Source organism: Streptomyces sp. BBFR51 (genome assembly GCF_044591655.1).
Classification (GTDB): Bacteria; Actinomycetota; Actinomycetes; order Streptomycetales; family Streptomycetaceae; genus Streptomyces.
The window spans coordinates 3,147,375-3,169,225 of the sequence record NZ_CP172448.1 but is presented as its reverse complement, the minus strand read 5'-3'; the positions used below and the strand labels follow the sequence as shown (position 1 = coordinate 3,169,225).

Genomic DNA, 21,851 nt, shown 5'->3' with positions numbered 1-21,851 from the left:
CATCTCATGGCGCCGGGCTGCGCTGGCCCGGCACGCTCGCCGCGCCCGCCGGTATCGGGGTCGCCGTGCGGCGGGTCTGGAACGGGACCGCGTTCTCCGGGGGGAGCGCGGTCGGTGCCTCGGCCGGGGCCAGGGCACGGGAGGCTCCCGCGTCCGGGTCCGTCTGCCGCTCGCCCTGGGGGCGGCGCGCCCGGTAGGCCGCCCGGTAGGCGGCCGGGGACGAGCCCAGCTGGCGGCGGAAGTGACCGCGCAGCGCCACCGGCGAGCGGAAGCCGCAGCGGCCCGCGACCTCGTCCACCGAGTAGTCCGACGTCTCCAGCAGGCGCTGCGCCTGGAGCACCCGCTGGGTGATCAGCCACTGCAGTGGGGCGCTGCCGGTCAGCGAGCGGAACCGGCGGTCGAAGGTGCGGCGGCTCATGTAGGCGCGCGCGGCCAGCGTCTCCACGTCGAACTGCTCGTGGAGGTGCTCCAGCGCCCAGGCGACGACCTCGGCGAGCGGGTCGGCGCCGATCTCCTCCGGTAAAGACCTGTCCAGGTAGCGCTCCTGGCCGCCGGTCCGGCGCGGGGGGACCACCAGGCGGCGGGCCAGCGCGCCGGCCGCCTCGTTGCCGTGGTCCGTGCGCACGATGTGCAGACACAGGTCGATCCCGGCCGCGGTGCCCGCGGAGGTCAGCACGTCGCCGTCGTCCACGAACAGCTCGCGCGGATCCACGTGCACCGACGGATAGCGCTTGGCCAGCGTCGGCGCGTACATCCAGTGCGTGGTGGCGGGGCGGCCGTCGAGCAGGCCCGCCGCCGCGAGTACGAACGCGCCGGTGCACAGGCCGACTATGCGGGCGCCTTCCTCGTGCGCGCGGCGCAGCGCGTCCAGTGCCTCCTCCGGCGGCGGTGAGGTGATCGAGCGCCAGGCCGGTACGACGACCGTGCCGGCGCGTGAGATCGCCTCCAGGCCCTGCGGCGCGGTGAGTTCCAGGCCCCCCGTGGTCCGCAGCGGGCCTTCCTCACCGGCACACACCAGCAGTCGGTAGCGCGGCACGCCGGCGTCCTGGCGGTCGATCCCGAACACCGACAGCGGTATGGAACTCTCGAAGATGGGGCCGCCGCTGAACAGCAGCACCGCGACGATCTCCTTGCGGCGTCGACCGGAGAGCTTCCGGGCCGCGGCTTCCGGCGCGGCAGTGGAGTCGTGGCTCATACTGCTAAGCCCCCCTCGGTGGTCGCGGCACCCTCTACCCTTCGGGTCTCTCGCTCCAACACGTTTCCCCTCGGTCCTGCACGAGTCCCCCGCCGTAGACAGTCAAGATCGAATCTACTGTGTCCCGTCGCGCCGAGGTGGCCGGTTCGGCACTTGGGACATTGTCGACATGGCAACTTGGCGTGAAGCAGTCGATCACGAAGCGTTGCACTCCGGGGCGCCACAGGGAAGTGCGCCTTGTGTCAGTGGCCAATCCCCATAGGGTGCGGAGGGTCCCCGAGACCCTTTCCGTGCAGGTGGAACGGGGGTTGAGGGGTGGTGAGGGGTGGTGATGCGCCACCGGCGGAAGTTGGCTGAAAAGAAGCGGAACTGTGCGCGGAAACCGGTCAGTCGACCGGTGTGTTTTCCCCAGCATGCCGTCCGCCCCTGTGAGCCGGCGGTCGGGCCCTGCGCCGGCCCCCGCCCCGCACCGCGCGGCCGCGGTCCCGCACCGCGCGACTCCGGTGCCGCGGCCGGGCCGCGAGGCGCTCCGAACGCCGCAACAGCAGGCGGCAGACGCCGGTGACGGCGGCCAGGCCGAGTGCCGTACCGGCGGTGCCCGCGAACGAGGCGCCGTACCACAGGAGTGCGACCGGGACGAGGAAGCAGCTGAACGCCGCCCAGCGGACGAGGTCGGTGACGCCGTCCCGGGCGGGCGCGGCCGGGACGGCGCGCTCGGGCGGGCCGGGGCGGTCGGGTGCGCCGGACGTCGGCTCGGCGGGACGGTGCGGTCCGGACACGGGGGCTCCCTGGGGTGGCGGCATGGAGATCAACGCCCGCCCGGCGCATGGGTCACGACCGGTAACGGACTGTTGAATCCTGTGCAAACCGCCTGTACAGCCCAGCAACCATTGCGTTACGGGCGCCCCCTCGGGCATGCTCCGGTGGACCCCGCGGCGGACCCTTCGCGGGATCTGGGCGAAGGAGGCGTGCCGCCGTACCCTTGGGGGTATGGGGTTGGGAAGACCATTCCCGGACACAGCTCCGCCGCACACTGTTGTCCCCCATAGAGGATAAAAACGCCGAGACAGCCATGGCCGGTCACGAATTCTTCGAACCCGCGGACCGCAAGCGGCCCGTCGCCGAACCTACGGCGGCCGAGCCCCTGGCGGCCGAAGAGCCACGCCAGTCGTGCGACCCAGCCTTCAAGCACGGCGTCGTCGTCGGCTTCGACGGCTCCACCTCCAGCGAGCGCGCCCTCGCCTACGCCATCGGCATGGCCTCCCGGCTGGGCTCCGGCCTGGTCATCGTGCATGTCGCCAACCGGCTGCCCACCACGGTGTGGGCCGGCTGCGAACCCCCGGTCTTCGTCGACGTGCCCGACCACCGCACCGAGGTCCTCGGTCTGGAGCTGGCGTGCGCGGACTACCTCGCCGAGGTGCCCTGGATCCTGGTCGAGCGCGGCGGCGACATCTGCCACGAACTCGAAGAGGTGGGGCGGGAGTACGAGGCGGACGCCATCGTCGTCGGCTCCAGTCACGGCCTGGTGGGCCGCCTCTTCGGCTCCGTCGCCGGCCGGCTCGCCAAGCGGGCGAAGCGGCCCGTGGTGGTCATTCCCTGACGGTCCCGGCGGCCCGGGTCTCCCTGTCGCTCATGCTGCGTGAAGCTACCGACGCGTAGAGGTGTTTGTGCCCTTGTGAAGGGCATATACGTGTCACCGCACAACTGCACATGCATGAAGGGAGCCCGCCGTGGACAACGACGTCTCTGCGGGAAGCACCACCACCATCGTCGGCCGACTGGCCCTCGGCATCACCCTGCTGGCCTTCGGCATCGGCCACACCGGCGTGATCGACCAGGTGACGGCGGCGGACGCCGTGACCGTCGCCCAGTACGTCGGCGGCATCGCGCTCTTCGTCGCCGGTCTGCTGGCCCTGCGCGAGAAGGACGCCGCCTCCGGTACGGCCTTCGTCGCGCTCGGCGCGCTCTGGTTCACCTGGGCCGTCTCCGCCGACAATCAGGTCTCCGCCAACGCGGCGGGACTCTTCCTGCTGCTGTTCGCCCTCGTCGCCCTCTCCCTCACGTTCGCCGGCGGCGACACGCTCGGGCAGGGCACGTACGGGTTGTTCTTCGTGTCTCTCCTGCTCCTCGCCCTCGGTGTGTTCGCGGACAGCGAGGTGCTGGGCAAGGCCGGCGGGTGGTTCGCCGTCGCGGCGGGGGCGGTCGCCTGGTACGCGGCGACCGCGGTGCTCGCCCACTGGCCGACGGGTGTCTCGCGACGCGTGGCGGGCCGGCGGATGACGGCCGCCGGGTAGCCGCGCAGGCTGGGGGTTGGGCAGCCCCCGGCGTGGGAACGGACCCCCCGTGTTTGGTGGCACACGTGGGGGTCCGTTCGGTTGTGTCGCCTGTGCCGGTGGGTGGGGGTTGCTCGCGCCCACGCGGCGGAGCCGCACATCGATGCAGCCCCGCGCCCCTTTGGGGCGCTACTCCACCGTTACCGACTTGGCGAGGTTCCTCGGCTTGTCGATGTCCCGGCCGAGGGCCAGGGCCGTGTGGTAGGCGAGGAGTTGGAGCGGGATCCCCATGAGGATGGGGTCGAGTTCGTCCTCGTTCTTGGGGACGACGACGGTGTGGTCGGCCTTCTCCTGCTCCTGGTGGGCGACGGCGAGGATCTGGCCGCTGCGGGCCTTGATCTCCTCCATGGCCGCGCGGTTCTTCTCCAGCAGGTCGTCGTCCGGCACGATCGCGACCGTCGGCAGGGCGGGCTCGATCAGGGCGAGCGGGCCGTGCTTCAGCTCGGAGGCCGGGTAGGCCTCGGCGTGGATGTAGGAGACCTCCTTGAGCTTCAGGGAGGCCTCGCGGGCGACCGGGTAGCCGCGGACGCGGCCGATGAAGAGCATCGAGCGGGCGTCGGCGTACTGCGCGGCCAGCTTCTTGATGTCCTCCTCCTGCTCCAGCATCTCGGAGATCTGCGCGGGCAGCCTGCGCAGGCCCTCGATGATCCGCTTGCCGTCGCGGACCGAGAGGTCGCGGGTGCGGCCCAGGTGCAGGGCGAGCAGCGCGAAGGCGACGCAGGTGTTGGTGAAGCACTTGGTGGAGACGACGCAGACCTCGGGCCCGGCGTGCACGTACATGCCGCCGTCGGCCTCGCGGGCGATCGCCGAGCCGACGACGTTGACGACGCCGAGGACCCGGGCGCCCTTGCGCTTCAGCTCCTGGACGGCGGCCAGCACGTCGTAGGTCTCACCGGACTGGGAGACGGCGATGTACAGGGTGTCGGGGTCGACGACCGCGTTGCGGTAGCGGAACTCGGAGGCGGGCTCGGCGTCGGCGGGGATGCGCGCCAGCTCCTCGATCATCTGGGCGCCGATCTGGCCCGCGTGGTACGAGGTGCCGCAGCCGAGGATCTTCACGCGGCGCACGGCGCGCGCGTCGCGGGCGTCCAGGTTGAGGCCGCCGAGGTGCACGGTGGAGAAGCGGTCGTCGATGCGGCCGCGCAGCACGCGGTCCACGGCCTCGGCCTGCTCGTGGATCTCCTTGTGCATGTAGGTGTCGTGGCCGCCCATGTCGTAGGAGGCGGCCTCCCACTCCACGGTGGTGGGCTCGGACGTGGTCCGGGTGCCCTCGGTGGTGTAGGTGCGGAAGTCGTCGGCCTTGAGGGTGGCCATCTCGCCGTCGTCGAGCGTGACTATCTGCCGGGTGTGGGCGACCAGCGCGGCGATGTCCGAGGCGACGAACATCTCCTTCTCGCCGATGCCGAGGACGACCGGCGAGCCGTTGCGGGCGACGACGATGCGCTCGGGGAAGTCCGCGTGCATGACCGCGATGCCGTACGTGCCCTCGATGAGACGGAGAGTCTCGCGGACCTTGTCCTCCAGCTTCTCCGCCTCGGAGCGGGCGATGAGGTGGACGAGGACCTCGGTGTCGGTCTCGGAGAGGAACTCGACGCCGTCCGCCTCCAGTTTGCGGCGCAGGTCGGCGGCGTTGTCGATGATGCCGTTGTGGACGACGGCGACCTTGTTGTCGGCCGACATGTGCGGGTGGGCGTTCACGTCGGAGGGGGCGCCGTGGGTGGCCCAGCGGGTGTGGGCGATGCCGGTGGTGCCCTTGAAGCGCGCGGGGACCTTGGCCTCCAGGTCGCGCACCCGGCCCTTGGCCTTGACCATCCTGAGGCCGGCCGCCTTGGGGGAGGTGACGACGATGCCCGCCGAGTCGTAGCCGCGGTACTCCAGGCGCTGGAGGCCTTCGAGGAGCAGGGGCGCGACGTCACGCTTGCCGATGTATCCGACGATTCCGCACATGTATACGTAAACCTCGTGTCCTTCTTCGGCTTCTCAGCCGTAGACGATTCAGCCGTAGACGATGCGGCGCAGCTGACGGAGCGACAGCTCCGGCGGTGCGACCGCTCGGTATTTCAGTTCCGCCTCGATCCGTTCGAAGATCGTCGCGTTCACCAGGCCCTGGGCCTGGAGCTCGCGGTGGCGGCGACGGACGTATTCCTCGGTCGTCTCGTCGAAGTAGGCGAGCACGTCCTGGATCACGCGCAGCGCCTCGCCCCGGCTCAGCGGGGTGGACCGCGTCAGATGATCAACGAGTTCGTCGTGCACCCGGTAGATCCTGGAGTACGGGAGAGGGCTACGCAAGAATCCTGCCCGATTTCGGGCAGGTGGCTGTTGAAACTCTCATGAGGGGCTGTTCGTGCCCTGTCCATCTTGTGGCGGAAATTTCGTTGCCCGAGGAGACGAGTTTCAGCCGCCATGGACATTCCTCGCAGGCCGCCGCCCCGAACCGGCGGCCCTGGAGGTGCGGGGCATCGCGGAGAGCGGCGAGACGGTCGACCACTTCACGGTGGCGCGCCGGGCCCGACAGGGCGCGTCGGGCCCGGTGGGACAGCCGGTCACATCCGTTTCAGCACCGCCTGCTTCGCCAGGGTGAACTCCTCGTCCGTCAGCACCCCGGAGCGGTGCAGTTCGCCCAGCTCCCGCAGCCGTCGCAGCAGCGCGTCGTGGTCGTCCTCGGCGGCGGGGGCCGGGGCGGGCGGCGCGTCCTCGGCGCCACCGGCGTCCTCCAGGGCTGCCGTGGCTGCCGGGGCAGCCGGATGCGGGAGGCGGGCCTGCACCGCCGCGGCCACCAGGGCCATCAGCGGATCCTTCTTGAAGCCCCACAACTCCACGGCGTTGGGGTCGTACTTCGGCGGCGCCTTGGTCGGCGCCCCCCGCACGGTGAAACGGAGGTGGCCGTTCTCCAGGCCCACCGTCGGCTGCCACTCCACAGCGACGATGTCGGTGAGGGGGAGGGTGCGCGGCCCCGCGGCCGACTTGGCGTCCTCCGCCTGCCACTTCCACTCCAGGCGCACCCGCTCGCCGTCGAAGCTCGCGACGCCGTCCCCGGCCGACACCGACAGCGGCACCGACGGGCCAGGCAGCAGAAAGGCGTCCACCGGGCCGGACGGGACCTGGTCGAGGAGCAGCGCGTTGCGCACCTCGTCCACGAAGTACTCGGCCACGCCGTACCGGTCGGACTCCACGAGGAGCTGGTAGGGGTCGTGCGGCTCGGTCAGCCGGCCGCCCGCCGCGTGCAGCAGCGGATCGGCGCCGTCCCGCAGACGCAGCCTGAGCCGCCCCGACTTCTTCCCCTGCTCGAACGATATGCCCGCCAACGCCGCGAGCGGCACCAGCAGTTCACCCAGCTCCCTGCGGAGCAGACTGACGTTCTTGTCCCGTCCGGGTGTCAACCGCAGGGCGTCGCCGTCGAAGACCCACGTTCCGTCCTTCTGGATGATTTCCGCCATGCGGGGATTGTTTCATCGCTTCTGCGGGCGGTGATGGTGCGGGAGAGTGGTCCACACCCGTCCCCACCCCGCCACACCCAACCCCCACGCCCAACCCCCACGCCCCACCCCGTGACTGCACCATCGCGAAGGGAGCGCACGTGAGACCTCATCGACGGCACCACAGAACGACTCCCCGCCTCACCCGGCTGCTGGGATCGCTGCTACTGGTGGCGGCGGTCGGCGCCATGACCACCGGCGCCACCCCGGCCCGGACGACGACCGCGACCCCCATGGACCGGGTGATCCCGGCCCCCGCCTCGATCGACCCGGGCGGCGCCCCGTACCGCATCACCCGCGGCACCCACATCCGCGTCGACGACTCGCGCGAGGCCCGCCGCGTCGGCGACTACCTCGCGGACCTCCTGCGGCCCTCCACCGGATACCGGCTGCCCGTCACCTCCCACGGCCACGGCGGCATCCGGCTGCGCCTGGCGAAGGGCTCCTACGGCGACGAGGGCTACCGCCTCGACAGCGGACGCGACGGCGTCACCATCACCGCCCGCAAGGCCGCCGGGCTCTTCTACGGCGTCCAGACCCTGCGTCAGCTGCTGCCCGCCGCCGTCGAGAAGGACTCCGTGCAGCCCGGCCCCTGGCTGGTCGCCGGCGGCACCGTGAACGACACCCCGCGCTACGGCTGGCGCAGCGCGATGCTGGACGTCTCCCGGCACTTCTTCGGCGTCGACGAGGTCAAGCGCTACATCGACCGCGTCGCCCTCTACAAGTACAACAAGCTCCACCTGCACATCAGCGACGACCAGGGCTGGCGCCTCGCCATCGACTCCTGGCCGCGCCTGGCGACCTATGGCGGCTCCACCGAGGTCGGCGGCGGCCCCGGCGGCTACTACACCAAGGCGGACTACAAGGAGATCATCCGCTACGCCGCCTCCCGGCACCTGGAGGTGATCCCCGAGATCGACATGCCGGGCCACACCAACTCGGCCCTCGCCTCCTACGCCGAACTGAACTGCGACGGCGTGGCCCCGCCGCTGTACACCGGCACCGAGGTCGGCTTCAGCACGCTGTGCGTGGACAAGGACATCACCTACGAATTCGTGGACGACGTCGTGCGGGAACTCGCCGCGCTCACCCCGGGCCCCTACCTCCACATCGGCGGCGACGAGGCGCACTCCACGCCGCACGAGGACTTCGTGAAGTTCATGGACCGCGTGCAGCCGATCGTCGCGAAGTACGGCAAGACGGTCATCGGCTGGCACCAGTTGGCGAGCGCCACCCCGGCCGAGGGCGCGCTCGTCCAGTGGTGGGGCCTGGACCGCACCAGCGACGCGGAGAAGGCCCAGGTCGCCGAGGCCGCGAAGAACGGCACCGGGCTGATCCTCTCCCCGGCCGACCGGACGTACCTGGACATGAAGTACACCAAGGACACCCCGCTCGGCCTGTCCTGGGCGGGCTACGTGGAGGTGCGGCGGTCCTACGACTGGGACCCGGACACCTATCTGCCGGGCGCCCCGGCGTCCGCGGTCCGCGGTGTCGAGGCCCCGTTGTGGACGGAGACCCTGTCCAACCCGGACCAGCTGGACTTCATGGCCTTCCCGAGGCTGCCGGGCGTCGCCGAGCTGGGCTGGGCCCCGGCGAAGGCGCACGACTGGGACACCTACAAGGTGCGGCTCGCCCAGCAGGCGCCGCGCTGGGAGGCGCTGGGGATCGACTACTACCGGTCGCCGCAGGTGCCCTGGACGACCTGACCCGGACGAAGTGACGGGCACCCCGGAGGACCGTCTCCGGGGTGCCCGCCCGTTTGCGGATCAGAGCCCCGCGAGGGGGTTCTTCAGGTTCCCGATGAGCTGGAGCGCGCCGGACGGGTCCGCGAGGTCCACCATCTGCCGGTTGTCGCGCAGTTGGAGCCGGTTGAGGCAGGACAGCGCGAACTCGGGCGCGAACATGTCGTACCGGTCGAAGTTGTCGGCCAGTTCCGGCACCGACGCCTGGTACTCGCGGGTGACCTCGGCGACCGTCCGCCAGAAGCCGTCCTCCTCCACGATGCCCTCCTCCGCGAGGTTCGCGGCGAGGAAGCGGAAGAAGCAGTCGAAGACGTCCGTGAAGATCGACAGGAGCTTCTTGTCGTCCGGCACGTCCACCGCGATGCGGGCGACCTCCGGCGGCAGCACGGCGTCCGGGTCCATCACCGCGATCTCCTCGGCGATGTCCTTGTAGATCGCCCGCCGCACCACGCCGTCCTCCAGCACGAGGATCACGTTCTCGCCGTGCGGCATGTACACCAGGTCGTAGGCGTAGAAGCTGTGCAGCAGCGGGACGTAGTAGGCCCGCAGGTAGTGCCGCAGCCACTCGGTGGGCGTCAGCCCGGACCGCTCGATCAGCGCGCCCGCGAAGGAGGCGCCCTCGTGGTCGACGTGGACGAGGGAGGCCATGGTGGCGAGGGACTCCCCGTCCTGGAGGGACGGGACCGGGCTCTCCCGCCACAGCGCCGCCAGCATCTTGCGGTACGGCGAGTAGCGGTCGGTGGCCCGCTCGTACTCCAGGTGCCGGTAGCCCACGGCCGCCCGCTCCCGGATGATGCTCAGCCCCGTCGACTTCAGCACCGGGTCGCCCTCGATGAGCTGGGCCAGCCAGTCGTTGATGGCCGGGGTGGCCTCCATGTACGCCGCCGACAGACCGCGCATGAAGCCCATGTTGAGGACGGACAGGGCCGTCTTCACATAGTGCTTCTCGGGGTGCGAGGCGTTGAAGAAGGTGCGGATGGACTGCTGGGCCAGGTACTCGTCGTCGCCCTCGCCGAGGCAGACCAGGTGCCCGCGGGCGACCTCGGCGGCGAAGGTGACGGTGAGCTTGTTCCACCACTGCCAGGGGTGGACCGGGATGAAAAAGTAGTCGGCCGGGTCCAGGCCGCGCTCGCGCAGCACGCGGTGGAAGCGGTCGACGGTCCCCTCGCCCAGCTCGTCCCGTACGAAGGACTCGTACTCGATGCCCACGCCCGCCGTGAACGCCGCCCGCGAGCGGTGCGCGGCCAGCCACACCAGGCGGACCGGGCTCGCGGTCTCGGGGGCGTACGACAGGTACTCGTGGACGCCGAAGCCGAGCCGCCCGTTGTTGGCGACGAAGCAGGGGTGGCCCTCGGTCATGCCGGTCTCGACGGCCTGGAAGCCGGCCCGCGCCAGCTCGGCGGAGGTGAGCTGCGGCTTGGTGAGCTTGTAGCAGGTGCCGGAGAGGGTGGAGGAGATCTCCTCCAGGTAGACGGGCAGGATCTCCTCGCTCAGGCCCAGCGACTCCTTCAGCTCGATGAAGAAGTCCAGTGCGGCGAGCGGGAGTTCGCTCCCGTCGCGGTGGCGGGTGATCGAGTCGGCGTCCACCTGCCAGTGGTCCAGGGCGCGGACGGTCGCGGTGAAGCGGTAGCGGGTCAGGCCGTCGTCGCTGCGGACGACGTACGTGTCGCCTGTGGAGTGCTCCGGCGTGATCAGCCGCTCGTGCGTGAACTCGGCCAGCGCCTTGCGGACGAGGAGGCGGTTGGCCCGCTCCCAACGTTCGGGGGAGAGGTGGGCGACGGCGTCGGCGAGGCTCATGCGGACACCGCCCTCTCGAACTGCTCACGGGTGCAGAAGCTCAGCAACGCCTTCTTCTCCGGCTTCTGGATCTCGCGCTCGGGCACGAATCCGACGGCTGCGTTCAGGGCGTGGACGGCGGTGTTGGTGACGTCCGGTTCGACGACGACCCGTGTGGTGGCCGGGTCGGCGAAGAGTTCGGCCATGACCGTGGTGAGCACGGCGCGGGTGAAGCCGTGTACCGGCCGGTCGGTGGGGGCGACCAGGAAGTGCATGCCGACGTCGCCCGGCTCGGGCTCGTACAGCCCGACCAGCTCGCGGTGGACCGGGTCGTAGCGCTCCATCAGGAAGGCGGGGACCCCGTCGTGCAGGCCGAGGTGGGCCTCCTGGTGCTCGTCGGCGGCCAGCTCCATGTACGCCCGCTCGACGTCCACCAGCTTGGCGTCCTGCATCATCCAGTACGCGGACTTGGGGTGGGTGAGCCAGCCGTGCAGCAGCTCGGCGTCGTGCAGCGGGTCGAGGGGGCGCAGGGTCAGCGCGCCGATTGCGGTGGTGGCCGTGCTCATATGGAGAACTCCTGGAACGCGATCGTCTTCTCGACCGGGTAGTACTCGCGGCCGAGCAGCTCCCGGACGATGCAGCTGTTGCGGTAGGCGCCCATGCCCAGGTCGGGGCTGGTGACGCTGTGCGTGTGGACTCCCGCGTTCTGCAGGAACACGCCGCCTCCCGTGACGTCCACGGCGTAGTTGCGGGCGATGTCGAAGTTGCCGTGGGAGTCGTAGCGCAGCCGGTCGCGGACGGGCTTGAGGAACTCCGGCTCGGTGTACCGGTAGCCGGTGGCGAGCACCAGGCCCTCGGTGTCGATCTCGAAGTCCGTGTCCTGCTCCTCCTGGCGGAACCCCAGCGTGTACGTGCCGTCCGCGTACCGGGCGCTTGTCAGCGCCGAGTTGGTGAGCAGGCGGGTGGGGACCGGACCGGCGAGCTTCTTCTGGTAGAGCAGGTCGAAGATCTCGTTGATCAGGTCGCCGTCGATGCCCTTGAACAGGCCCTTCTGCTCGGCCGTGAGGCGGTAGCGGGTGTCCTCGGGCAGCGCGTGGTAGTAGTCCACGTACTCCGGGGAGGTCATCTCGAGGGTGAGCTTGGTGTATTCGAGGGGGAAGAAGCGCGGGGAGCGGGTCACCCAGTTGAGCTGGTAGCCGTGGACGTCGATCTCGCCGAGCAGGTCGTGGTAGATCTCGGCGGCGGACTGGCCGCTGCCGACCAGCGTGATCGACTTCTTCTTGACCAGCTCCGCACGGTGCTGGACGTACCGGGAGTTGTGGAGGAAGTCGCCCGCCAGGCCCCGGCAGGCGTCGGGGATGTGCGGCGGGGTGCCGGTGCCGAGGACGAGGCGGCGGGCCCGGTAGGTGTCGCCTGCGGTGGTCGCTACGGCGTACAGCTCCTCGCGCTCGTCGTACGTGACCTCGGTGACCGTCGTGGAGAAGCGGACGCTGCTCAGTTTGTTGGCGGCCCAGCGGCAGTAGTCGTCGTACTCGACGCGCAGCGGGTAGAAGTTCTCCCGGATGTAGAAGGAGTACAGCCGGCCCTTCTCCTTCAGGTAGTTGAGGAAGGAGTACGGGGAGGTCGGATCGGCGAGCGTGACCAGGTCCGACATGAACGGGGTCTGGAGGTGGGCGCCGTCCAGGAACATGCCGGCGTGCCACTCGAAGTCGGGCTTGGACTCCAGGAAGACGCCGTTCAGCTCGGCGACGGGCTCGGTGAGGCAGGCGAGGCCGAGGTTGAAGGGGCCGAGGCCGATGCCCACGAAGTCGTACGCGGCGCTGGCTTCAGGAAGCGCGGACTCAGGATGCGCGGTCAAGGGACTCTCCCAGGTACTGCTCGGCGTGGCCGGCGATCAGGTCGAGGACGGCGGCGATGTCGGCCGTGGTCGTCTCGGGGTTGAGCAGGGTGAACTTCAGGTAGTGGCGCCCGGCCACCTTGGTGCCCGCGACCACGGCGTCGCCGGAGGCGAACAGGGCCTTGCGCGCGTACAGGTTGGCGCGGTCGATCTCGGCGGGGTCGGTGACGGCCGCCGGGATGCAGCGGAAGACCAGCGTGGACAGCGACGGTTCGACCACCACGTCGAAGCGCGGGTCGGCGGCGAGCAGTTTCCAGCCCTCGACGGCGAGGTCGCACACCTCGTCGAAGAGCCGGCCGATGCCGTCGGCACCCATCACGCGCAGCGTCATCCACAGCTTGAGCGCGTCGAAGCGGCGGGTCGTCTGGAGGGACTTGTCCACCTGGTTGGGGATACGTTCCTGCACCATGCGGCGCGGGTTGAGGTACTCCGCGTGGTAGGTGGCGTGGCGCAGGGTGGCCGAGTCCCGGACCAGCACGGCGGACGAACTCACCGGCTGGAAGAAGGACTTGTGGTAGTCCACGGTGACCGAGTCGGCCCGCTCGATGCCGGTGAGGCGGTCCCGGTACTTCAGGGAGGCGAGCAGCCCGCAGCCGTAGGCCGCGTCGACGTGCATCCACACGCCGTACTGCTCGCACAGCCCGGCGATCTCCGGCAGCGGGTCGATGGAGCCGAAGTCGGTGGTGCCGCCGGTGGCGACGACGGCCATGGGGACGAGGCCGTCCTTCGCGCAGCGCTCCAGCTCACGGGCGAGGGCGACGGTCTGCAGGCGCTTGTCGTGGTCGACGGGGATCGAGACGACGGCGTCGGGGCCGAGACCGAGCAGTTTCGCCGACTTCCGCACGCTGAAGTGGCTGACCTCGGAGGCGAAGATCCTGAGGTCGGCGAGGCTCTCGGCCTTCGCCTCCTCGCGGGCCAGCAGCAGCGCCTGGAGGTTGGACTGCGTGCCGCCGGAGGTGAACACGCCGTCGGCGGCGGGGCCGAGGCCGATCCGGGCGGTGGTCCAGTCGATCAGTTTCCGCTCGATGAGCGTGCCGCCGGCCGACTGGTCCCAGGTGTCCAGGGAGGAGTTGACGGCGGACAGTACGGCCTCGCCCAGCACCGCCGGGATGACCACGGGGCAGTTGAGGTGGGCGAGGTAGCGGGGGTGGTGGAAGTAGACGGCGTCACGGAGGTAGACGTCCTCCAGCTCGTCGAGGACCGCGGCCGTGTCGTGCAGGGGCCGGTCGAGGTCGATCCCGTCGATGCGGGGGGAGAGGGCGTCGGCGGTGACGCCGGTGAACGGGCGGTCGGTGGTGGCGAGTTTGGCGGCCACCCGCTCGACTCCTTCGATCACGGAGCGGCGGTAGTGCTCCGTAGTGGTGTCGTTGAGCAGGTGCGAACGCATGCGGAGGTCCTCCGGTTGGGGACGGGCCGAGAGGGGGGGGCGGGCATGGGCAGACCCGGAACCCTTGATTCAACTTAGGTGAGCCTAACCTAACTTGGACGGCTCGAACACATGCCTGTGCGTGACCACCGTCACTGGCGCCCCGTGTGTCCGGTCGTCAGCCCCGCTCGCGGAGCTGTTCCTCTGTCAGTCCCTGGCGCCAGTAGCCCACGAAGGTGACCCGGCGGCGGTCGACGCCGCGCTCGCCCACGAAGTGCCGGCGCAGCGCCTTGACGCACCCGGACTCGCCGGCGAGCCAGACGTACGGCTGCCCGGCGGGCGGGAGTCCGGCGGCGCGGAGGGCGGCGAGGGCCGTCTCGGGACCGCCGGCGGCCTCCTTGACCAGCCAGGTGACCTCGGCGTCCGCCGCGGTCGTCACTTCCTGCACGTCCTCGGCGTGCGGCACCTCCAGCCAGACCCGCGCGCGGGTGCCGGCCGGCAGGGACTCCACGATGGCGCAGGCGGCCGGTACGGCGGTCTCGTCGCCCCAGATCACCACCAGGTCGGTGTCCTCGGGCGGCCGGAAGCGGATCGCCCGGTTCTCGGCGACCGCCGGGCCGAGCAGCAGGACCCGGTCGCCGGCGGTGGCCTCGGCGGCCCAGCGGGCGGCGGGACCCGCCTGGAGCGCCGACCCCGGCTCGACGCCGTGCAGCACGAAGTCGACGTCGATCTCGGCAGTGTGCCCGCCGGGGCCGCGGCGCAGCGCCCTGAGCGTGTACGAGCGCATCACCGCCCGTACGTCGTCCGGCAGTTCACGCCAGCCCTGCCACCAGCTGTCGCCCAGCTCGACGGGTACCGCGGGCTCCGCCTGCCCCGGGTGCGGCAGGAACAGCGACAGCGACTGGTCGAGGCCGTCGGAGTGGAAGGCGCGCAGGTCGGGCCCCGCGAAGGTGACGCGGGCCAGGGACGGGCCGAGCCGCATCGTCCCTGCGACCCTGAGGGAGAAGAAGCGGAACGGGGCGGCTACGGCCGTCGTCATGAGGGGCTCCGGAGAAAGGTGGTGGGTCAGCCGACCTTCTTGGCGTTCTCGATCGCCTCGGCCAGGTTGTCAAGCAGCGGCGTGCACTTGTCGTAGGACAGGATCGGCTCGGGGGAGCGGGCGATGACCTGGCCGGCCTTGACCGCGGGGAGCTGCTTCCAGGTGCCCTCGGAGATGTCCGCGGGCTGGATGGTCGAGGCGCGGTCGTCCATGATGATGACGTCGGCCGGGTACTTGTCGACGTTCTCCCAGCTCAGGGACTCGAACCAGCCGCCGGTGGCCTTCTTGGCAGCCTCGGAGGGCTCGACGAAGTTCACGCCGAGGGCCTTGAAGTACTCCAGGTCCACGGAGAGGTTGGTGCCGGAGACGTAGAACAGGTCGGGGCTCGCGGAGCCGGCCAGTACCCTGATCTCGGGCCTGGCCTTGGCGGCCGCGCGCAGCCGGGCGGCGGCCTTGTCGAAGGCGGCCTTGGCGTCGGTGACCTTCTTGGCCTTCATGTCCGCGCCGAGCGACTCCGCCAGCTCCCACATGCGCTGGAGCGGCTTGGTGAGCTGGCGGTCGAAGACCGAGATCGCCACGCTCGGGGCGAGCTTGGCGACCTTGTCCTTGGACTCCTCCGGGACGGACCACAGGGTGCCAGCGGTGTCGAAGGTCGTGGTGACGAGCACCTCGGGGGCGAGGGCCGCGTACTTCTCGACGCTGAGCTTGCCCCACTCGTTGCCGAGGACGGTGACCTTGTCGACGTCGAGGTCGCCGGCCTGGACGTCGGGCTTGCCGTCCTTGGTCGTGGTGGGCCCGAAGACGCCCTTGACCTGGACGCCGTAGTCGAAGAGGGCGGCGGCGACACCCGTGAAGGCGACGATGCTCGTCGGCACCTCGTCCAGCTTCACGGTCGTGCCGCGGTCGTCCTTGAAGGACCAGGGGCCGGACTTCGCAGCGTCCGTCCCGTCGCCCGAACCACCGCTCTTCGCGTCGTCGTCCCCGCAGGCCGCGAGCACGGCACCGAGGCCGAGGGCGCCGCCGGCGGCGAGGATTCCGCGGCGGGTCGGGTGGGTGACTCTGGCGTTGGACATGGTGGTGGCTGCCTTCGAACGGTGCGGAGCGTCGCGCTCTGCGGGACAATTCGAAGGTAGGTTAGCCTAACCTCAGATCTTGTCCAGGGGTGGGGCCGTCGCGGCCCCACCCCCGCGGTGTGCGAGCCTCAGCTCACCAGCCCCAACTCCCGTGCGATCAGCATCCGCTGGACCTCGCTGGTGCCCTCGCCGATCTCCAGGATCTTCGCGTCCCGCCACATGCGGGCCACCGGGTACTCGTTCATGAAGCCGTAGCCGCCGTGGATCTGCGTGGCCTCCCGGGCGTTGTCCACGGCGACCGTCGACGAGTACAGCTTCGCCAGCGCCGCCTCCTTCTTGAAGGGCTCGCCCGTCACCAGGCGCGAGGCCGCGTCGCGCCAGGCGAGGCGGGAGGTGTGCGCCTTCATCTCCATGTCGGCGATCTTGAACTGGATGGCCTGGTTGGCGCCGATGGGCTTGCCGAAGGCGTGACGTTCCTTCGCATAGGCGACCGACTCGTCCACACAGCCCTGCGCGAGCCCCGTGCCCAGCGCCGCGATGGCCACCCGGCCCTCGTCCAGGATGCGCAGGAACTGCGCGTAGCCCCGGCCCCGCTCGCCCAGCAGGTTCGCCGCCGGGACCCGGACGTCGGCGAAGGACAGCTCACGGGTGTCCGAGGCGTTCCAGCCGACCTTCGAGTACGGGGCGGCCACCGTGAAGCCCGGGGTGCCCGACGGGACGATGATCGCCGAGATCAGGGGACGTCCGTCCGGCTTGCGGCCGGTGACCGCCGTGACCGTCACCAGGCCCGTGATGTCCGTGCCCGAGTTGGTGATGAAGCACTTGGTGCCGTTGATGACCCATTCGTTCGTCGCCTCGTCCAGGCGGGCCGTCGTGCGGGTCGCGCCCGCGTCGCTGCCGCCGTCCGGCTCGGTCAGGCCGAACGCGCCCAGGATCTCGCCCGAGCACAGCCGGGGCAGCCACTCGCGCTTCTGCTCCTCGGTGCCGAACAGGTGGACCGGCATCGCGCCCAGCGAGACGCCCGCCTCCAGCGTGATCGCCACCGACGAGTCGACCCGGGCCAGCTCCTCCAGGGCCACGCCCAGCGCGAAGTAGTCGCCGCCCATGCCGCCGTACTCCTCCGGGAACGGCAGCCCGAACAGCCCCATGCGGCCCATCTCGCGGACGATCTCGTACGGGAACTCGTGCCGCTCGTAGAAGTCGCCGATCTTCGGCGCCACCACGTCGTGCGCGAACTGTTCGACCGTGCGGCGCAGTTCTTCCAGTTCGGGGGAGAGCTTGTGGTCCATGTCGTTCACGACTCCTGGTGGGAGAGGGCTCGTACGGTGCGGGACGGGCTGGGTCGGCCCAGGTGGGCGGCCATCCAGACGCTTGTGGCGACGAGACGGCCGAGGTCGACCCCGGTGTCGATGCCGAGGCCGCGCAGCATCCACACGAGGTCTTCGGTGGCGAGATTGCCGGTGGCGGACTTCGCGTAGGGGCAGCCGCCGAGGCCGCCGGCGGAGGCGTCGACGGTCGTCACGCCGTGCCGCAGGGCGGTGAGGGTGTTGGACAGGGCCTGGCCGTAGGTGTCGTGGAAGTGGACGCCGATCCGGTCCACGGGGACACCGGCCTCGCCCAGCGCGGTCAGCAGGGCGCTCACGTGCCCCGGGGTCGCCACCCCGATGGTGTCGCCGAGGCTCAGTTCGTCGCAGCCCATGTCCAGCAGGGCCCGGCAGACCCGCACCACCTGCGGGACGGGCACCGGGCCCTCCCACGGGTCGCCGAAGCACATCGACAGATAGCCCCGTACGCGGATGCCGTCCGCGTCCTTCGCCCGGGCCACCACCGGCTCGAACATGGCCAGCGCCTCGTCCAGCGTGCGGTTGAGGTTGGCCTTGGCGAAGGACTCGGTGGCGCTGGCGAAGACCGCCACGCTCCGGGCGCCCAGCGCCAGCGCCCGGTCCAGGCCGCGCTCGTTGGGCACCAGGACCGGCAGCGACACCGGCAGGTCGGACACCGCCGGGTACAGCTCCTCGGCGTCCGCCAACTGGGGGACCCACTTCGGGTGGACGAAGCTCGTCGCCTCGATGGTGGTCAGGCCCGCGTCGGCCAGGCGGCGGACGAACTCCGCCTTGACGACCGTGGGGACGGTCGCCTTCTCGTTCTGCAGTCCGTCGCGCGCGCCGACCTCGTGGATACGGACGCGGGCGGGCAGGCCGTCGGCCGGCACGGTCATCGGCAGGGCCGGCTCCGGGGCGTTCATGCCGTCTCCTCCTTCACGTCCTTCACGTCCTTCACGTCCTTCACGTCCTGTGCGTTCTGCGCGTCCTTCGCGTCGTCGGCGGGGGTGATGACCGCGAGCACCTGGTCCATGGCGACCGTGGTGCCGGGCGCCACGTCCAGCTCGGCGACGGTGCCCGCGTGCGGGGCGGAGATGACGTGCTCCATCTTCATCGCCTCCACCACCAGCAGGCTCTGGCCCGCGCTCACCTCGTCGCCGACGGCGACCTTCACCACCGTCACCGTGCCCGGCATCGGCGCGGTCAGCGAGTCGGCGCCCGCGTGCGCCGCCCGGGTGAGGGAGGCGGCGACCGGGTCGTGGTCGCGCACGTGCCAGGCGTCGCCGTCACGGCCGATCCAGTCGGCGGCGCGGTGGAAGGTGTGCCGGACGCCGTCCAGGGTGACGGCGACCCGGTCGTCGGTGACGGTGTGGGTGCCGCGCGGGGTGTGCGTGACGGGTTCGAGTCCCGGCGCACGCAGCGGGAAGGCGACGGGCTTCGGCTCGCCCCCGGTGCGCCAGCCGTTCGGCACCGAGAACGGGTCCGTCCAGCCGTCACCGCGCGGGCGCAGCGCCTCCAGCCGTACGGCCGCCGCCGCCTCGTACACCTCCTCCGGCACGTCCGTGGAGACCAGGCCGTCCACCTCCCGCTCCACCAGCCCGGTGTCCAGGTCGCCCGCCACCACCGCCGGGTGCGCGAGCAGCCGCCGCAGGAACCCGGCGTTCGTCTGCACGCCGAGCGTGACCGTCCCGGCCAGGGCCGCCCGGAGCCTGCGCAGCGCGGTCTCCCGGTCGGGGCCGTAGGCGATCACCTTGGACAGCATCGGGTCGTACAGGCTGCCGACCTCGGTGCCCTCGCTGAGCCCCGAGTCGGTGCGCACGCCGTCGCCCTCGGGCTCGCGCAGCCGCAGCACCGTGCCGCCGGAGGGGAGGAAGCCCCGCGAGGGGTCCTCGGCGCACAGGCGGGCCTCGATCGCGTGCCCGGTCAGCCGGACGTCCTCCTGCACGATGCCGAGCGGCTCGCCCGCCGCCACCCGGAGCTGCCACTCCACCAGGTCCAGGCCCGTGACCAGCTCGGTCACCGGGTGCTCGACCTGGAGACGGGTGTTCATCTCCATGAAGTAGTACTGGGAGGGGTCGCTGCCCGGCACGATGAACTCCACCGTGCCCGCGCCCCGGTAGCCGCAGGAGCGGGCCGCCTGCACGGCCGCCTCGCCCATCGCGGCGCGGGTCGCCTCGTCCAGGAGCACGCTCGGCGCCTCCTCGATCACCTTCTGGTGCCGGCGCTGGAGCGAGCACTCGCGCTCGCCCAGGTGCACCACGTTCCCGTGGCCGTCGGCCAGCACCTGGATCTCGATGTGCCGGGGCCGGTCGATCCACCGCTCCACCAGCAGCGTGTCGTCGCCGAAGGAGGCGCGGGCCTCCCGGCGGGCGGCGGCGATCTCGTCGGCGAGCACGGCGGCGTCCCGCACCAGCCGCATGCCCTTGCCGCCCCCGCCGGCCGACGGTTTGAGCAGCACCGGCATCCCGATCTCGCGGGCGGCGTCGGCGAGCTGCTCGTCCGTGAGCCCGCTGCCGCTGGAGCCGGGCACCACCGGCACCCCGGCCGCCTTCACCGTCTCCTTGGCGCGGATCTTGTCGCCCATCAGGGCGATGGCGTCGGCGCCCGGCCCGATGAAGACCAGCCCCGCCTCCTCGCAGGCCCGCGCGAAACCGGCGTTCTCGGCGAGGAAGCCGTACCCCGGGTGCACGGCCTGCGCCCCCGTCCGGGCCGCCGCCTCCAGCAGCCGCTCGACGGACAGATAGCTCTCCGTCGCGGGCGCCGGGCCGATCCGTACCGCCTCGTCGGCCTCCCGTACGTGCCGCGCGTCCGCGTCGGCGTCGGAGAAGACCGCCACCGAACGCACGCCCATCGAGCGCAGCGTCCGGACGACCCGCACCGCGATCTCACCGCGGTTGGCCACCAGTACCGTGTCGAACATCAAGCTCCCCATGGCGTTGCCCGTCGCGCTTCCCATCGAAGTCCCCTCCTCACATCCGGAAGACGCCGAACCGGGGCTCGCCCAGCGGCGCGTTGGCACACGCGGTCAGGGCCAGACCCAGCACCTGCCGGGTGTCGGCGGGCTCGATGACCCCGTCGTCCCACAGGCGGGCGGTCGCGTAGTAGGCGTTGCCCTGGCTCTCGTACTGGGCGCGGATCGGTGCCTTGAAGGTCTCCTCCTCCTCGGCCGGCCACTCCTCGCCGCGCGCCTCCAGCTGGTCCCGCTTCACCGTGGCCAGCACGGACGCGGCCTGCTCGCCGCCCATGACGGAGATCTTGGCGTTGGGCCACATCCACAGGAAGCGCGGCGAATACGCCCGCCCGCACATCGAGTAGTTCCCGGCGCCGTACGACCCGCCGACGACCACCGTCAGCTTGGGCACCCGCGTGCACGCCACCGCCGTCACCATCTTGGCGCCGTGCTTGGCGATGCCACCGGCCTCGTAGTCCCTGCCCACCATGAACCCGGAGATGTTCTGGAGGAAGACCAGCGGGATGCCGCGCTGGTCGCACAGCTCGATGAAGTGGGCGCCCTTCTGGGCCGACTCGGAGAACAGGATGCCGTTGTTGGCGACGATGCCGACGGGGTGGCCGTGGACGCGGGCGAAGCCGGTGACCAGGGTCTGCCCGTACTCGGACTTGAACTCGGCGAACCGGGAGCCGTCCACCACGCGCGCGATGACCTCGCGGACGTCGTAGGGGGTGCGGGAGTCGACCGGGACCGCGCCGTACAGCCCCTGCGGGTCCACCTTCGGCTCGACGGCCTGCTCGACGCCCCAGGGGAGCGTGCCGCGCTCCGGCAGGGTGGAGACGATCTGCCGCACGATCCGCAGGGCGTGCGCGTCGTCCTCGGCCAGGTGGTCGGTCACGCCCGAGACCCGGGAGTGGACCTCGCCGCCGCCCAGCTCCTCCGCCGTGACCACCTCGCCGGTGGCCGCCTTCACCAGCGGCGGTCCGCCCAGGAAGATCGTGCCCTGATTGCGGACGATCACCGCCTCGTCGCTCATCGCCGGGACGTACGCGCCGCCCGCCGTGCAGGAGCCGAGGACGGCGGCGATCTGCGGGATGCCGGCGCCGGACATCCGGGCCTGGTTGTAGAAGATCCGCCCGAAGTGCTCGCGGTCCGGGAAGACCTCGTCCTGCATCGGCAGGAACGCGCCTCCCGAGTCGACCAGGTACAGGCACGGCAGCCGGTTCTCCAGCGCCACCTCCTGTGCCCGCAGGTGCTTCTTCACGGTCATCGGGTAGTACGTGCCGCCCTTGACGGTGGCGTCGTTGGCGACGATCACGCACTCCCGGCCGCTCACCCGCCCGATCCCGGCGATGACTCCGGCCGCCGGGGCCGCTCCGTCGTAGAGCCCGTCGGCCGCGAGCGGCGCCAGCTCCAGGAAGGGCGAGCCCGGATCGAGCAGTGTGTCCACGCGGTCGCGCGGCAGCAGTTTGCCGCGCGCGGTGTGCCGGGCCCGCGCCCGCTCCCCGCCGCCGAGCCGGGCCGCCGCGAGCTTGCCGCGCAGCTCCTGAACGAGGACGCCGTGCGCCTCCTCGTTGGCCCGAAAGGATTCGGACGCGGGATCAGCCGCCGTCGTCATCTCCGGTGCCTCGTGCATCCTGCGGTCCCCTCACCAGTGGTCGACCAGTTAATGAGCGTTAACG

General features: G+C 71.1%; 18 protein-coding genes. 3 read left to right on the top strand and 15 right to left on the bottom strand.

Features of this window, described 5'->3' with window-relative positions; all coding sequences use genetic code 11:
• Window positions 1–4 precede the first annotated feature (4 nt).
• Both ACGH7X_RS14325 and ACGH7X_RS14320 read right to left on the bottom strand, forming a co-directional pair.
• Window positions 5–1,195, bottom strand: a complete 1,191-nt coding sequence (locus ACGH7X_RS14325; protein WP_399885309.1) for a helix-turn-helix domain-containing protein — start codon at window positions 1,193–1,195, stop codon at window positions 5–7.
• A gap of 386 nt (window positions 1,196–1,581) precedes the next feature.
• Window positions 1,582–1,974 (bottom strand): hypothetical protein, encoded by a 393-nt coding sequence (locus ACGH7X_RS14320; RefSeq protein WP_399885307.1) that lies wholly within the window; start codon window positions 1,972–1,974, stop codon window positions 1,582–1,584.
• Between the two features lie 293 nt (window positions 1,975–2,267).
• On the opposite strand from ACGH7X_RS14320, the gene ACGH7X_RS14315 reads away from it, so the two are divergent.
• Window positions 2,268–2,795, top strand: coding sequence for a universal stress protein (locus ACGH7X_RS14315; protein ID WP_007449983.1), 528 nt, complete (start codon window positions 2,268–2,270; stop codon window positions 2,793–2,795).
• A 130-nt stretch (window positions 2,796–2,925) separates the two neighbouring features.
• On the top strand, window positions 2,926–3,489 hold the full coding sequence (locus ACGH7X_RS14310; protein WP_399885304.1) for a GPR1/FUN34/YaaH family transporter: 564 nt from the start codon (window positions 2,926–2,928) through the stop codon (window positions 3,487–3,489).
• A gap of 168 nt (window positions 3,490–3,657) precedes the next feature.
• Here the strand turns inward: ACGH7X_RS14310 and glmS are convergent, their stop codons facing one another.
• From glmS to ACGH7X_RS14295, 3 genes are all read right to left on the bottom strand, one after another.
• The gene (gene glmS, locus ACGH7X_RS14305; RefSeq protein ID WP_399885302.1) at window positions 3,658–5,475 is read right to left on the bottom strand and encodes a glutamine--fructose-6-phosphate transaminase (isomerizing); all 1,818 of its coding nucleotides are present in this window, start codon (window positions 5,473–5,475) and stop codon (window positions 3,658–3,660) included.
• 48 nt (window positions 5,476–5,523) lie between these two features.
• On the bottom strand, window positions 5,524–5,781 hold the full coding sequence (locus ACGH7X_RS14300) for a hypothetical protein (protein ID WP_399897016.1): 258 nt from the start codon (window positions 5,779–5,781) through the stop codon (window positions 5,524–5,526).
• Window positions 5,782–6,071: 290 nt separating this feature from the next.
• The gene (locus ACGH7X_RS14295) at window positions 6,072–6,965 is read right to left on the bottom strand and encodes a DUF4429 domain-containing protein (protein WP_399885300.1); all 894 of its coding nucleotides are present in this window, start codon (window positions 6,963–6,965) and stop codon (window positions 6,072–6,074) included.
• A 140-nt stretch (window positions 6,966–7,105) separates the two neighbouring features.
• Here ACGH7X_RS14295 and ACGH7X_RS14290 point away from each other — a divergent pair, with 140 nt between their 5' ends.
• The gene (locus ACGH7X_RS14290) at window positions 7,106–8,710 is read left to right on the top strand and encodes a beta-N-acetylhexosaminidase (RefSeq protein ID WP_399885299.1); all 1,605 of its coding nucleotides are present in this window, start codon (window positions 7,106–7,108) and stop codon (window positions 8,708–8,710) included.
• A 60-nt stretch (window positions 8,711–8,770) separates the two neighbouring features.
• Here ACGH7X_RS14290 and ACGH7X_RS14285 read toward each other — a convergent pair whose 3' ends face one another.
• From ACGH7X_RS14285 to ACGH7X_RS14240, 10 genes are all read right to left on the bottom strand, one after another.
• Complete coding sequence (locus ACGH7X_RS14285) at window positions 8,771–10,543, bottom strand: IucA/IucC family protein (RefSeq protein WP_399885297.1); 1,773 nt, start codon at window positions 10,541–10,543, stop codon at window positions 8,771–8,773.
• The gene (locus ACGH7X_RS14280; RefSeq protein WP_399885295.1) at window positions 10,540–11,088 is read right to left on the bottom strand and encodes a GNAT family N-acetyltransferase; all 549 of its coding nucleotides are present in this window, start codon (window positions 11,086–11,088) and stop codon (window positions 10,540–10,542) included. Before ACGH7X_RS14280 ends, ACGH7X_RS14285 begins: the two co-directional genes overlap by 4 nt.
• Window positions 11,085–12,326 (bottom strand): lysine N(6)-hydroxylase/L-ornithine N(5)-oxygenase family protein, encoded by a 1,242-nt coding sequence (locus tag ACGH7X_RS14275; RefSeq protein ID WP_399897013.1) that lies wholly within the window; start codon window positions 12,324–12,326, stop codon window positions 11,085–11,087. Before ACGH7X_RS14275 ends, ACGH7X_RS14280 begins: the two co-directional genes overlap by 4 nt.
• Window positions 12,327–12,363: 37 nt before the next feature.
• Window positions 12,364–13,806 (bottom strand): lysine decarboxylase DesA, encoded by a 1,443-nt coding sequence (gene desA / locus ACGH7X_RS14270; RefSeq protein WP_399885293.1) that lies wholly within the window; start codon window positions 13,804–13,806, stop codon window positions 12,364–12,366.
• A 157-nt stretch (window positions 13,807–13,963) separates the two neighbouring features.
• Window positions 13,964–14,824, bottom strand: a complete 861-nt coding sequence (locus ACGH7X_RS14265) for a siderophore-interacting protein (protein ID WP_399885291.1) — start codon at window positions 14,822–14,824, stop codon at window positions 13,964–13,966.
• 26 nt (window positions 14,825–14,850) lie between these two features.
• Window positions 14,851–15,897: an ABC transporter substrate-binding protein gene (locus ACGH7X_RS14260; protein WP_399885289.1), complete on the bottom strand. Its 1,047-nt coding sequence runs from the start codon at window positions 15,895–15,897 to the stop codon at window positions 14,851–14,853.
• A gap of 128 nt (window positions 15,898–16,025) precedes the next feature.
• Window positions 16,026–17,186, bottom strand: coding sequence for an acyl-CoA dehydrogenase family protein (locus tag ACGH7X_RS14255; protein ID WP_399897011.1), 1,161 nt, complete (start codon window positions 17,184–17,186; stop codon window positions 16,026–16,028).
• A gap of 5 nt (window positions 17,187–17,191) precedes the next feature.
• The gene (locus tag ACGH7X_RS14250; RefSeq protein WP_399885287.1) at window positions 17,192–18,142 is read right to left on the bottom strand and encodes a hydroxymethylglutaryl-CoA lyase; all 951 of its coding nucleotides are present in this window, start codon (window positions 18,140–18,142) and stop codon (window positions 17,192–17,194) included.
• Complete coding sequence (locus ACGH7X_RS14245) at window positions 18,139–20,139, bottom strand: acetyl-CoA carboxylase biotin carboxylase subunit (RefSeq protein WP_399897008.1); 2,001 nt, start codon at window positions 20,137–20,139, stop codon at window positions 18,139–18,141. The genes ACGH7X_RS14250 and ACGH7X_RS14245 overlap by 4 nt, the downstream gene beginning before the upstream one ends.
• Window positions 20,140–20,188: 49 nt before the next feature.
• On the bottom strand, window positions 20,189–21,805 hold the full coding sequence (locus tag ACGH7X_RS14240; RefSeq protein WP_399885285.1) for a carboxyl transferase domain-containing protein: 1,617 nt from the start codon (window positions 21,803–21,805) through the stop codon (window positions 20,189–20,191).
• Window positions 21,806–21,851: the final 46 nt, after the last annotated feature.

Bases quoted from the DNA above. Each gene is read 5' to 3' on its own strand.
- ACGH7X_RS14325 (WP_399885309.1), bottom strand. From the start codon at position 1,195: ATGAGCCACGACTCCACTGCCGCGCCGGAAGCCGCGGCCCGGAAGCTC.
- ACGH7X_RS14315 (WP_007449983.1), top strand. From the start codon at position 2,268: ATGGCCGGTCACGAATTCTTCGAACCCGCGGACCGCAAGCGGCCCGTC.
- glmS (WP_399885302.1), bottom strand. From the start codon at position 5,475: ATGTGCGGAATCGTCGGATACATCGGCAAGCGTGACGTCGCGCCCCTG.
- ACGH7X_RS14295 (WP_399885300.1), bottom strand. From the start codon at position 6,965: ATGGCGGAAATCATCCAGAAGGACGGAACGTGGGTCTTCGACGGCGAC.
- ACGH7X_RS14285 (WP_399885297.1), bottom strand. From the start codon at position 10,543: ATGAGCCTCGCCGACGCCGTCGCCCACCTCTCCCCCGAACGTTGGGAG.
- ACGH7X_RS14280 (WP_399885295.1), bottom strand. From the start codon at position 11,088: ATGAGCACGGCCACCACCGCAATCGGCGCGCTGACCCTGCGCCCCCTC.
- desA (WP_399885293.1), bottom strand. From the start codon at position 13,806: ATGCGTTCGCACCTGCTCAACGACACCACTACGGAGCACTACCGCCGC.
- ACGH7X_RS14265 (WP_399885291.1), bottom strand. From the start codon at position 14,824: ATGACGACGGCCGTAGCCGCCCCGTTCCGCTTCTTCTCCCTCAGGGTC.
- ACGH7X_RS14260 (WP_399885289.1), bottom strand. From the start codon at position 15,897: ATGTCCAACGCCAGAGTCACCCACCCGACCCGCCGCGGAATCCTCGCC.
- ACGH7X_RS14255 (WP_399897011.1), bottom strand. From the start codon at position 17,186: ATGGACCACAAGCTCTCCCCCGAACTGGAAGAACTGCGCCGCACGGTC.
- ACGH7X_RS14250 (WP_399885287.1), bottom strand. From the start codon at position 18,142: ATGAACGCCCCGGAGCCGGCCCTGCCGATGACCGTGCCGGCCGACGGC.
- ACGH7X_RS14245 (WP_399897008.1), bottom strand. From the start codon at position 20,139: ATGTTCGACACGGTACTGGTGGCCAACCGCGGTGAGATCGCGGTGCGG.
- ACGH7X_RS14240 (WP_399885285.1), bottom strand. From the start codon at position 21,805: ATGCACGAGGCACCGGAGATGACGACGGCGGCTGATCCCGCGTCCGAA.